The sequence below is a fragment of the Virgibacillus sp. LDC-1 genome (genome assembly GCF_030137545.1).
Lineage (GTDB): Bacteria > Bacillota > Bacilli > Bacillales > Amphibacillaceae > LDC-1.
Map to the genome: position 1 here is coordinate 334,045 of NZ_JARUVL010000002.1, position 12,784 is coordinate 346,828.

At 40.8% G+C, this 12,784-nt stretch carries 10 protein-coding genes; 1 reads left to right on the plus strand and 9 read right to left on the minus strand.

Features of this window, described 5'->3' with window-relative positions:
* Positions 1 to 64: 64 nt before the first annotated feature.
* The gene (locus tag QBK89_RS03440; protein WP_284139606.1) at positions 65 to 1,795 is read left to right on the plus strand and encodes a SulP family inorganic anion transporter; all 1,731 of its coding nucleotides are present in this window, start codon (positions 65 to 67) and stop codon (positions 1,793 to 1,795) included.
* A gap of 113 nt (positions 1,796 to 1,908) precedes the next feature.
* Here the strand turns inward: QBK89_RS03440 and QBK89_RS03445 are convergent, their stop codons facing one another.
* From QBK89_RS03445 to QBK89_RS03485, 9 genes are all read right to left on the minus strand, one after another.
* Positions 1,909 to 3,264 carry a dihydrolipoyl dehydrogenase family protein gene (locus tag QBK89_RS03445; RefSeq protein ID WP_284139607.1) on the minus strand — a complete coding sequence of 452 codons (1,356 nt, stop codon included), beginning with the start codon at positions 3,262 to 3,264 and terminating at the stop codon, positions 1,909 to 1,911.
* Positions 3,265 to 3,370: 106 nt separating this feature from the next.
* A complete protein-coding gene (acsA, locus tag QBK89_RS03450) occupies positions 3,371 to 5,095 on the minus strand; it encodes an acetate--CoA ligase (protein ID WP_284139608.1) in 1,725 nt (574 codons plus the stop codon).
* A 101-nt stretch (positions 5,096 to 5,196) separates the two neighbouring features.
* Positions 5,197 to 6,729 (minus strand): solute symporter family protein, encoded by a 1,533-nt coding sequence (locus tag QBK89_RS03455; RefSeq protein WP_284139652.1) that lies wholly within the window; start codon positions 6,727 to 6,729, stop codon positions 5,197 to 5,199.
* Between the two features lie 2 nt (positions 6,730 to 6,731).
* The gene (locus QBK89_RS03460) at positions 6,732 to 7,091 is read right to left on the minus strand and encodes a DUF485 domain-containing protein (protein WP_443089787.1); all 360 of its coding nucleotides are present in this window, start codon (positions 7,089 to 7,091) and stop codon (positions 6,732 to 6,734) included.
* A 169-nt stretch (positions 7,092 to 7,260) separates the two neighbouring features.
* Positions 7,261 to 8,031: a LytR/AlgR family response regulator transcription factor gene (locus QBK89_RS03465; protein WP_284139609.1), complete on the minus strand. Its 771-nt coding sequence runs from the start codon at positions 8,029 to 8,031 to the stop codon at positions 7,261 to 7,263.
* Positions 8,028 to 9,782 (minus strand): LytS/YhcK type 5TM receptor domain-containing protein, encoded by a 1,755-nt coding sequence (locus QBK89_RS03470; protein ID WP_284139610.1) that lies wholly within the window; start codon positions 9,780 to 9,782, stop codon positions 8,028 to 8,030. Before QBK89_RS03470 ends, QBK89_RS03465 begins: the two co-directional genes overlap by 4 nt.
* The gene (locus QBK89_RS03475; protein WP_284139611.1) at positions 9,779 to 11,323 is read right to left on the minus strand and encodes a solute symporter family protein; all 1,545 of its coding nucleotides are present in this window, start codon (positions 11,321 to 11,323) and stop codon (positions 9,779 to 9,781) included. Before QBK89_RS03475 ends, QBK89_RS03470 begins: the two co-directional genes overlap by 4 nt.
* Entirely contained in the window at positions 11,320 to 11,598 is a 279-nt protein-coding gene (locus QBK89_RS03480) for a DUF485 domain-containing protein (RefSeq protein ID WP_284139612.1), read from the minus strand. Before QBK89_RS03480 ends, QBK89_RS03475 begins: the two co-directional genes overlap by 4 nt.
* 205 nt (positions 11,599 to 11,803) lie before the next feature.
* Positions 11,804 to 12,733: a manganese-dependent inorganic pyrophosphatase gene (locus QBK89_RS03485; protein WP_284139613.1), complete on the minus strand. Its 930-nt coding sequence runs from the start codon at positions 12,731 to 12,733 to the stop codon at positions 11,804 to 11,806.
* Positions 12,734 to 12,784: the final 51 nt, after the last annotated feature.

Below are 12,784 nucleotides of genomic sequence, written 5' to 3' on the forward strand. Positions count from 1 at the left end.
CAAATGAGGGTTGTTGCTTTCCTCATTTCTATTTTCATTATAAGAAGAGGAGTGACCAGTTAGATTGTTCAAGGATGAGCGTTTTAAAGGATTAACTACGGAAAGCTTGAAGCGTGATTTTATTTCTGGAATAACCGTAGGAATTGTGGCCATACCTCTAGGGATGGCTTTTGCTATTGCATCTGGAGTAAAACCAGAATACGGTCTTTATACAACTGTTATTGCTGGAATTATGGTTGCGCTTTTTGGTGGTTCACGTTATCAAATAGCTGGACCTACTGGCGCATTTATTCCGATTTTACTAGCAATAGTATTAGAATACGGCTACGAAGATTTGTTAATTGCCGGTCTTCTTGCAGGAATCATGCTAATTATGATGGGCTTATTCAAACTTGGCGGACTTATTAAATTTATTCCAAGACCAGTAACTATCGGTTTCACATCAGGTATTGCAGTCATTATCTTTAGTGGACAAATTGGGGACTTTCTAGGTCTTGAAGGGCTAGAAAAAAAGCAATATTTCCATGAAAATATGCTAGAGCTAGGAAATCAGCTGCCAACGATAAATATGTATAGCATGCTGACCGCAAGTATTGGATTGCTTGTATTAATCATTATTCCAAAAATTTTCCCTCGCATACCAGTATTGCTTTTTGCCTTACTCGTACCGACAATTATAGCAACCATATTTTTTCCTGAGAAAGTCGCTACAATCGGCAGTGCTTTTGGAGGAATTCCGCAAGCATTACCTAGTTTTCAGCTTCCAGCCATCACGTTTGATAAAATCATACAGCTATGGCAGCCAGCATTTGTCATTGCAATGCTTGGTGGGATTGAATCCTTACTTTCTGCTGTCGTTTCTGATGGGATGACTGGTAAACGTCATCATTCTAATCGTGAACTAGTCGGTCAGGGGATAGCGAATGTAGTAACGCCATTTTTTGGTGGTATACCTGCTACAGGAGCGATTGCAAGAACCGCTACAAATATAAAAGCTGGCGCCGTAAGTCCCGTATCTGGACTTGTACAAGGAGGATTTGTTTTTCTTACCATATTGCTTTTAGCACCTTATGCTGCAAGTATACCTTTGGCAAGTATGGCTCCTATTCTAATGGTAGTTTCCTATAACATGAGTGAAATGAAATCCTTCTTACACATTATAAAATTAAAGAACAGTGATTCGCTCGTTTTAGTTACGACCTTTTTGCTTACCGTATTCATTAATCTAACTGTTGCTGTGCAATTTGGATTGTTGATGGCAGCCATATTATTTATTAAACGAATGAGTGAGGTACTCGCTGTAAAAGAAGTTATTCCTTCGCTCACAAAGGAAAATAATATCGGGGAAGAGGCGGTTGAAAATAGTGGTAACTGCTCACAGCTATCCTTTTATACTGTGGCTGGGCCGTTATTCTTTGGGGCTGCGGATAAATTTGAATCGATAATTACTCGGTCAATCAACAAGCGTCCACAAGTACTTATTTTAAAAATGAAATATGTTTCATTGTTGGATGCTACAGGCGCAACGAATCTAAGCGCCTTAGTAAAAGATTTCAAACAAATAGGTGGAACAATTCTCATTTCAGAAGTAAATGAAAATGTACTACCAATATTAAAAACGAGCGGGATATACTCGCTTATCGGTGAGGAGCATTTTTTTCAACGTTCCACAGATGCCGTAGATTATGCTTTACAACGCATCAATATAAAAAAATGTTCTCGCTGTAATCGCTGTAGTGATAATGCCTGTCAGGTTTTCGTTCCTAGTAACAAAATAAAGCAGATATCCTCATAATAGGCTTTTTCAGTCCATGAGGTCGTGTCCGCGACAGAAGACACCGCGAAAATTTTGCTTGAAGCGGTGTCGCACTTTTTTTAGGATTATAGAGTTAAATAACCGTCATTATCCTAAGATAATTTGAGCATGGAAGAAAGATCAGCTGTCGCTGTTGGATATACATACATAACCTGCTGCAAATCCTTAATTGGTAGCTTTAATTGAATCGCCATTGCAAAATAGTTAATTAATTCATCTGCTTGGTTACTTAATAAATGTGCACCAACAATCACACCTGTTTCTTTGTCCTGAACCACTTTGGCAAAAGCAGTTTCCTCATTTTGATAGCGATACGTAAACCAATTTGATAAATCAAAGGTCTCAAGTGAATACCGTTCCTCTTTTTCTGCTGCTTCGACACTTATTCCCGCCATCGCTAGTTTAGGCGTTGTAAACACGACTGCTGGACTTCCGAAATAACTTCTTGCTGGGCTACGCTTATTTAAAATCGCATCACTAACGATCCTTGCCTCAAGCTGCGCAACTGGTGTTAAAGGAAGTCCTTCTGTATTTGTCACATCTCCGGCTGCAAAAACAGACGGATTCGAAGTGCTTTGCAATGCTTCATTTACATCGATTCCCTTTTTATCAAAGGCAACATTTGCTTTTTCCAATGCGAACGTATCAATTGCTGGAACCCGCCCAGCACCATGAATCACACATTCTGCTTGCCACGCAACCTCCTCGTCCTCCTGTTTTCCTTTAACTATAAACCCTTCAGCTTGTTTTTCAATTTGTATAACCTCGGTATTTACATGAACTTGGATGCCAAGCTTCTCAGATGCTTCCACAAGCATTGTCGTTAAACCCTTATCAAATTGCTTTAGCACATGGTTTCCACGCTGGATAATATGCACCTCACTTCCAGCTCGAGCAGCAATATGTGCAAATTCAAAAGCAATATAGCCTCCGCCAACAAAGATGAGCTTTTTTGGTAATTGTTCCAGCTCTAAAAAATCGTCACTATAAAGCAGATGCTCCGCTCCATCAATTGGTAATGGTGCTGGCTTTGCACCAGTTGCGATAACGATGTGTTTTCCTTTTAGTATTTCATGATGTACTTGTATTTCGTTCTTGCTGATAAAAGAAGCCTTTCCACAATAGGTTGCTATTCCTCTTTTATTTAACTTTGCTTCTGTATTTTTGGAAACAGGTTCCGTGAATGTTCGTTTAAATGCCATCAGATCCTGCCAATCCAATTGATATGTTCCTCGAATTCCTTTTCCATCCAACCGGTCCATTTGTGCAATCAAATTGGCAGCATGAGCAAGTACTTTTTTCGGATTACAGCCTCGTAATGGACAAGTTCCTCCAAAGCCACGTGATTCAATGACAGCTACAGTAAGGCCATTTTCATTACATGCCTTGGCAATATTTAACCCCGCAGGACCTGCTCCAACAATTATGACGTCATACGTTTTAGCCATCGGTATCTTCTCCCTTGAATCGCTTTTTTATAATACCCTTCCCTCTTCCGATGATTTAAAAACGAAAAAACGGCTCACGATAATCGTGAACCGTCCGTTATATCACTTATTTTTCCATAGTTGATAAATCTCCAGCTGGTAAATCAAGCTCCCACGCTTTTAATACACGGCGCATTATTTTACCACTTCTCGTTTTTGGTAGAAAATCTCGAATTTCGATTTCTCTTGGCGCTGCATGTGCCGCAAGTCCTTCCTTTACAAATTGGCGCAGCTCTTGTTCTAGAGTATCGCTTTTTTCATAACCATCTCGAAGGGCAACAAAGGCTTTTACAATTTCCCCACGAACTGGATCTGGTTTTCCGATAACTGCCGCTTCTGCTACTGCTGGATGCTCGACAAGCTTACTTTCGACTTCAAATGGACCTACCCGTTCACCTGACGTCATAATGACATCATCATCTCGTCCTTGGAACCATATATAGCCGTCCTCATCCATTGTAGCGAGGTCTCCCGAGATATACCAGCCTTCTAATTCAAAATACTCCTTCATCTTCGCTTCATTTTTCCAAATATGTCGCATCATTGATGGCCATCCTGCTCTTATACATAGACGCCCCATTTGCCCCCTCGGGACTTCATTTCCCTCACCATCTAATATAGTTGCTTCGATTCCCGGAAACGGTCTTCCCATGGAGCCAGGCTTAATTTCCATCGCAGGATAATTGGAAATCAAAACGCCTCCTGTTTCTGTCATCCACCAATGATCATGGATGCTCAACCCATACACCTTTCTTCCCCAATGCACAACCTCCGCATTCAATGGCTCACCAACACTCAAAATATGCCTTAAGGAGCTTAAATCATAGTTTTTAATGAGGTCGTCGCCAACAGCCATTAGTCGACGAAAAGCGGTCGGCGCACTATACCAAATTGTTACTCGATATTTTTCAATCGTGGCATACCAATCCTCAGGGGTAAACCGACCGCCCCGAATCACATTCGAGGCCCCATTTAACCATGGTCCGAATACGCCATAGGAAGTACCTGTTACCCAGCCAGGGTCAGCCGTACACCAATAAATGTCATCCTCCTTTAAATCGATTATCCATTTTGCCGTTTGATAATGCTGAATCATCGCATTATGAACATGTAGTACTCCTTTTGGCTTACCTGTTGAGCCAGAGGTGTAGTGCAAAATCATGCCATCCTCACGATCCATCCATTCTAAATCAAGTTCTCTACTTGCTTGCTTCATTTCTGTTTCATAATGGTGAAACCGTGTATTTGGCGTATCTTCTGGAATATCTCCATCACCGACTAAAATTATATCCTTTAAGTGTGGGAGCTCTTCGTACGGAACGCGTGGCAATAACGCGCCTGTCGTAACTAGCGTAGAAGCCTCGCTATTTTCTAATCGATCACGTACCGCTTGCTCCATAAAAGCTTCAAATAAAGGACCAGCGATCGCACCGACCTTTAAAATTCCCATCAAACTAACATAGGTTTCAGGCTGACGCGGTAAAAATAAAAATACGCGGTCTCCCTTTTGCACATCTGTTTTCCGTAGAACATTTCCAAACTTATTCGACAAGTACTTTAAATCCTGAAATGTATATTTTTCATCCCGTTTTAAATCACTGTAATATAAAGCCACCTTGTTTTTTCGCCATGATTCTGCATGTCGATCAATCGCTTCATACGCCATGTTCACCTTTCCTGTCTCATACCAGGAAAATTCCTTTTCTACGTCTTTCCAGGAAAAGCTTGCATAGGCTTCCTCATAGTTTGGCATATTTGGCTGTCCTTGTATGGATGCAGCTGTTTTACTCATGTTTATTTCCTCCCCAAATACTATATTTAATTTATTCTATGGAAAAGCTATCGGCACTATGACCAACCGTTATGTGCTTACATACACCTTTCCCACGTTCCTTACGATTCCCGATAGCCTGTATTCGCTTTTACCTTTACTTCTGCATATCGTACAGGATCTTGTTCCTTGGATAAGATCGTTCCGATATATCCGCCAAGAAAGCCTAATGGAACGGATACAAGGGCTGGATTAGCTAATGGGAACAAAGGATCTCCAACAAACAATGCAGCACCTTCTACCGGAGAAAATACGCTTGGGCTAATCGAAACAAGAATTAAAGCGGAAAGCAATCCAGAAAGCATGGCCGTAATAGCGCCAGCTGTATTGAACTTTTTCCAATAAACTGTGTATAAAATGATGGGTAAGTTCGCACTTGCTGCAATACAAAAAGCAAGTGAAACAAGAAATGCAACATTCAACGTTTGAGCAAATAAGGCGAGTATAATCGAGAAAATGGAGACAGCTAACGCAGCATAGCGCGCAGCTAGCATTTGCTGCCTATCTGTCGCCTTGCCTTTTTTCATAATTTGACCATATAAATCATGGGCAAAGGCAGAAGCCCCCGACAGCACTAGCCCCGCTACAACAGCGAGAATGGTTGCAAATGCAACGGCTGAAATAAAGGCAAATAAAATATCCCCACCAATTGCTTTTGCTAACAATGGAGCAGCCATGTTCCCACCTGGATTCGCTGCTAAAATATCACTATGGCCAACGAACGCAGCAGCGCCAAAGCCTAAAAAGAGCGTTAATATATAAAATATGCCGATTGTCCATGTTGCTGTAATGACCGAGCTTCTTGCTGTTCGCGCATCCTTTACCGTAAAAAAGCGCATCAAAATATGTGGTAGTCCTGCTGTTCCGAGCACGAGTGCAATCATAAGCGAAATCGTTCCAAGTGGCTCAGTGTACTTTAAGCCTGGCTTTAAAAAGTCAGCTCCATGACTTGTCACTGTTTTTACCTCGGTAAACATCGTCGAAATATTAAAGTTATACTTTAATAGAACAAGAAATGAAATAATGACCATTCCCGCCATTAACAAGACGGCCTTTGTGATCTGCACCCAGCTTGTAGCAATCATGCCACCAAACAAGACGTAGATCGTCATCATCACACCAACAATTAACACTGCAATCCAATAATCAATCCCAAATAATAATTGGATAAGTGCTCCTGCTCCAACAAGCTGGGCAATCATATAAAATAAAACGATAGTAATGGTGCTTAACGCTGCGGCACCACGAACCTTCTTTGCATCAAAGCGCGCGTTGATCATATCGGCTAACGTATATTTTCCGAGATTTCGTAATGGCTCTGCAACGAGAAATAACACGACTAAATAAGCAATGAGAAAGCCAATACTATAAAAGAATCCGTCAAATCCATTGAGCGCAATGGCTCCAGCAATTCCTAAGAAGGATGCAGCCGACAAATAGTCACCAGCAATCGCGAGTCCATTTTGCCAGCCTGTTAGACCACCACCAGCAGTATAAAAATCCCCAGTTGTTTGCGTTCGCTTAGCAGCAAAATACGTAATAACTAGTGTTAATATCACAATGAGCAAAAAGAGAATAACAACGGTCATATCCATCTTCATGAGGCTTTCCCTCCTTTTTCGATTTGATCTGCAATAATTTGATCTGCTTGCTCGTCAAAGGAAGAAGCTTTTTTCACATAAATGGTACATAAAACCCATGTCATCACAAATTGCGAAAACGCAAAGATCCATACCCAAGAAATATCACCAAATACCGGTGTATTCAAAAAGGTCGTATAAGAGGTTAAGATCGGCAGCATAAAATAAAACACAAAAAAGAAAATGGTTAGCGGCAAAATAAACCTTTTTCGATCTTGCATTAGCTTTTTAAATTGTGGACTTTTCGCTACCTTTACATAATCTACCTTTGGCATTGTCCGTTCTTGCTTATCCAACTGACCACTCAATGCTATCATCTCCCTTTCATTCCCCTTGAAAAATGCTCCTCCAAAATAGAAGTGAAGGATTGCCGTACCCTTTTCTTTTATTTTGAAAGCGCTTACTATTAGTATAGAGAGCACCGCTAAGTGAGTGGGGTATTTTGTATGAATGGTAGAAATGATGGATTAAATGGTTTGAATCATTTCATGAATGGTTCGCTTGAAAAATCGTAAATAATGCTTTTCTTGCTGCTCGACTTACAGGAATCGTTGTTTGTTGTTTGTCCTTTAAGGTAATATTGCTCGTGCCGTTAAACCAAGGAGTAATTTCTTCGATTTGATCAAGGTTAACTAAATAACTGCGATGTGTTCGAAAAAATGCATAGCCTGCCAGCTTCTCCTCTAGCTCCTGTAGTGTCATGCGACTACGAATAACTTTATCTGCGGTATGAATCTCCAGCATGCGATTATCGGGCACCGCATAATAAATCGATTCTGGGGCAATAACAACCATTCGTTCCCCATCATCTAGTAATAGCTTCGGCGAGGCAGAAACAGGTGATTGCCGCTTTTTTTTCGCTCGCTTTCCTTCCTCCTCTATTTGCAAGCACCGTTTTCGCACGCGGGTCATCGCTGTTCGAAATCGCTGGTCATCATAGGGCTTTAATAAATAATCAATCGCTTCTATTTCAAAGGCATCCATCGCATAATCATCATATGCGGTCGTGAAAATAAATAACGGGGGCTGCTGCTCGCAAGCTTGACAAATTTGTTTAGCCGCGTCTACACCAGACATGCCTGGCATTTGCACATCAAGAAATATAACATCTGGTTCATGCATAAAATAATGCTCAACAAGCTGCTCGCCTGTTTCCGCTTCCGAACAAACATGCACATCGCTTTCTTGCGCGAGTAAAAAAGCCAGCTCCTTTCGTGCCATATGCTCATCTTCCGCGATTAACACACGAATACTCATGAGATCTCCTCCTTTCTTTGCTGCATTGTTTTCGGAATTCGAAATAGCACTTTACAGCCCCCTTCATCTAAATTCTCAAATTGCAGCTGTGCAGTTTCTCCTACCAATTGGATAAGCCTTTGATTCACGTTGTTCAAGCCTGTTCTATCTGCATCCTCTGCCTGCTTTTCTCTCATTGCAAGCAAACGCTCTCGTGAAAAACCAATGCCATTATCTGTTACCGAGATACACCATGTATCCGTTTCTTCTTTGATTCGAACATCAATCCGTCCATTATGTGTCACGTTTCGTAAGCCATGCTGTACCGCATTTTCAACAAGCGGCTGAATCGTTGAGGGGGGAATATAAACCTCTGGCAAATGATCTGGTCGTGAAAAGTGAATAGCCATTTGACTTGCAAACCGAGCTTGAATAATATCAATATACGCTGCAACATGTGCACATTCTTTTTCTAATTTTACTAATGGATTAGATACAAGCTTCAGGTTAAACCGCATATAGTTGGCAAGCTGTACCGTAATATATCTTGCTCTTTCCGAATCTTCGCGGAATAAGGAACTAATTAAATGGAGCGTATTAAACAGAAAGTGTGGATTAATCTGCGCTTGCAAATTACGCAGCTCCGCATCACGAATATGTGATTTCAGCTTCTCAGCGGCAATTGTATTGAGCTGTTTTGACATCAATTGACCTAAGCCCTTCGCAAGCATGATTTCAACAGGACGAATATGCTGTGCCTTGCGAAAATAAAATTTGATTAGCCAGGTAGCTTCATCCGCCTCTACTACTGGAATGATAATTGCCGCATCAAGCGGACAATCTTGTCTTCCACATTGAATTTCCGAACGGGAATAGGCAATTTTCATTTCCTTTGTACGCATCGCTTCCCGCGATATCGCCGTAATGATTTGATCTCCAGCCCGATGATGATCATCAGCAATGCCTACATGTGCAAGCACCTCCGTCCCACTCGTAACAGAAACCGCAGCAAGTCGGAGCCTTTCATGCAATAGGTCGGCAATACCAGCGGCCATCTGCTGCGGGTAATCCTTTTTCAAAAAGGGAAGTGCCTCCTCTGCAATGGAAAGCGCCTGTTTAGCGGCAAGTGCTGCTTCATTTTCTTGCTCTCGTAAAACAATGCCAATCATGGCAGTAAAAATAGCGATGGCAATAGAGTTGGATAATACTAAAGGCAACCCAATTTGATTAACAATCGCAACCGTTCCATTTGCTCCTGGATTGATTATTAATAATAATTGCATATGTAATACAGGAGGAAAGATGCCAATAAAAAGCGCCTTCATTGGTGAAATAACCCGTTCATTTGAGAAAAAACGTGCCGTTAATCCTGCTAATAACCCTGTCAAAGGATTCACTATTCCATTGGCAACCGCACCAATCCCTCCAAGGAACAGCAGATGCGCACCTGCTATACTACCAGCACCAAACCCGACAAACGGACCGCCGAGAAGTCCTGCCATTACAATTGCAACTAAGCTTGAACTGACAACTAGCTGATCCGCTTCCACTGTCCAAATAAAACTGCGTATGATCGTTTCTCCATCCATCATAATCCCCGTTATCGTGCTAGCAACCCCAAACAAGCCGAACACAAAGGCATGTACGATAGACATTTTCAAGCTATATTCGCGATATAGTAACGAACGAAATCCAGGGGTACGTGTTAAAACAAAGGCAATAACAAGCAACAATCCTAGTCGCTCAAATAAGATCATCGTTAATTCCTTCAAGCGCCTTCTCTCCTTGTAGCAATACCTGTATGTGCTTTTATGAAAAACTCCTTTTCCTCTACATGAAGCTGCTTACTTTCTGGCGATAAATAACTACCAATAATCGCACCTAGAAATCCGATCGGAATCACAACAATACCTGGATTAGAAAGCTGGAATATCGGCTCCCTTGAAATCCATCCACCATCCAAGTTCATAATATGTGGTCCAAGCACAACAAAAACAAAAGAAGCAATAAGCCCACTAATCATCCCCGTCATTGCCCCAACTTTATTAAAGCGCTTCCAATAAATCGTTAACAACAGCACAGGAAAATTACTTGAAGCCGCCACAATAAAGGTTAAGGAAACTAAAAACGTCACATTCATATTTTCAAGTCGTAATGCAAAGAGCGTTGATATAAAACCAATCCCTAGTGCAGTCCACCTCGCAGCAGTAAGCTGTTCCTTTTCCGTTGATTTCCCTTTTTTAATGAGATGGTGATATACATCATGAGAAAATGCCGTTGTCGCTGAGATGACTAAGCCTGCTACTACCGCAACGATCGTCGTGAACGCGATCGCCGAAATAAACGCGAGCAAAAAATCCCCGCCAACTGCCTGTGCAAGTAAAGGTGCTGCTAAATTTCCTGTTGAATCGGCAGCAACCAATTGTTCAAAGCCAACAATAGCAATCGCTCCAAGTCCAAGAACGAGTGTCATAACATAAAAAAAGCCAATTATCCAGGTTGCGCTAGTTATAGAACGACGCACCTCATGTGTGTTTTTTACCGTGAACAGCCGAATTAAAATATGCGGTAAACCAGCCGTACCCAAAATCAAAGCCAATTGCAACGAAAGCATTTCCAATGGCTGCTGAAATAAATTCCCGGAAAGAAAGAACCCTTCACCTAATGGGGTTCCATCTTGGACAGCCGCTAGCAATGCGTTAACATTCCAATCAAATCGCGAAAAGACAATTAATACTAATAGAAAGGTTCCCGACATAAGTACAACCGTTTTCACAATTTGCACCCATGAAGTCGCTAGCATTCCACCGAACACTACGTAAACGGTCATCAAACTGCCGATTATAACGACAGAGATAGAGTAATCGATATTTAATAGAAGACGAATGAGTAAGCCTGATGCGACAAGCTGTGGAATCATATAAAGAATTGATATTAAAAAAGCACCAACCGCCATCATTAAACGCATATGCGTGCCGGGAAAACGTGCACAGATGACATCACCAAGCGAATATTTCCCAAGATGGTGTACTGGCTCTGCAATAAAATAAAGGACAATTAAATAAGATACTAGAAAGCCAATTGAATATAGAAAGCCGTCATACCCATGAAGTGCAATCGCACCGACAATGCCTAGAAAAGAAGCTGCACTAATAAAATCTCCCGCAATCGCCATTCCATTTTGCAATCCCGTTAAACTGCCTGCTGCCGTATAAAAGCGATTTGCCGTCTTGCTTCGTTTTGCTGCCCAATATGTAATGATTAACGTACAAAGGATAATACATATAAAAAACAGGAAATAGGTAAGATTCACGATACTACCTCCTGTTTTCGCTCTTCTATCCACTGATCGAGTTGCTTTGCATTTCTACAATAAAGCCAGCCAACAATCCACGTCATCGGGATTTGTAGAAAGGCATAAAGCCAGCCCCATGTTATTTGAAAAACAACACTCGAACTATTCATAACATCTGGAAAGAAAGCAAGCGACAATGGAAGCATAAAATAAAAAGCAAACAAAAAAACGAGCATAGGTAAAACAAAACGTTTCTTCTTATCGATCAGTTTTGCAACATGTTCATCAAGCAACAAAGCCCACCTTCTTCCAAAAGTGAAAAGGTTTCGTACCTTCTCTATTATTATCAGTATTTTCACTTTATTATGAACATAGTAACTGAACAGAGAATGCTTGTAAAGCATTTTCACACAACTCTCGTAAGCAAATGTGCATAGAAAAAGCTTGCAAAGAAAGAGTGACGCTTTCTTTACAAGCTCTAGTTAGAAACAGTTATTTTTATGCATTAAATGCATCTGTTAAATTCGTTACAATTTGTTTTTTACGTGATACAACCCCTTTTAACAGGGCACGATTATGCTTTAATTCTACTCCGAACGCTTTTTCTACCTTTTCTTTTTTCGTTCCAAGTGCCAACACTTCTGAATTACTATTTAATATATCTGTTACAACAAATAAGAAAAGAGATAACGATTGATCCTTAATCGTTGCCGCCATTTCTTCCTCAATCTCTGCTTGCTTTGCATACACTTGATTTATATCAATAGCATTTACTTGTGCGATGACCACTTGTTCTCCATTCATTTCAAAGGTTTTCGCATCCATTGTAAGCAGATCAGCGACGCTTTTATCATTTAAATCTGTCCCTGCCTTCAACATCTCTAAGCCATATTCCTCTACATTCACACCAGCAATGTTAGCTAATTCCTGTGCTGCTTCTTTATCTTCCTGTGTGCAGGTTGGCGATTTAAAAAGCAAGGAGTCCGAAATAATGGCTGACAATAACAGTCCTGCAGCTGTTTTCGAAACCGTTACTCCTTTTTCCTGATACATTTTATAAAGAATGGTAGCTGTACAGCCAACAGGCTCCGCACGAAAATATAATGGTTCCTTTGTTTCAAAGTTTGAAACACGGTGATGGTCAATTACTTCAGCAATTCGTACATCTTTTATATTCGCTACGCTTTGTTGAAATTCATTGTGATCAACTAAAATGACTTCCTTCACGTCATCTCCTACTTTTTCAATAAAGCGAGGTGCTTTTACACCAAAATAATCAAGTGCATACTGTGTTTCCTTATTCGGTTCGCCAAGTCTAACCGCTTCCGCATTTATACCTAATTCATTTTTCAATTCTGCATAAACTAAAGCTGAACAGATCGTATCTGTATCCGGATTTTTGTGACCAAAAATTAATGTTTTTTCCATGTGTGACTCTCCTTACTATTTCAAGTCCATTATCATAACGGTTTTATTATT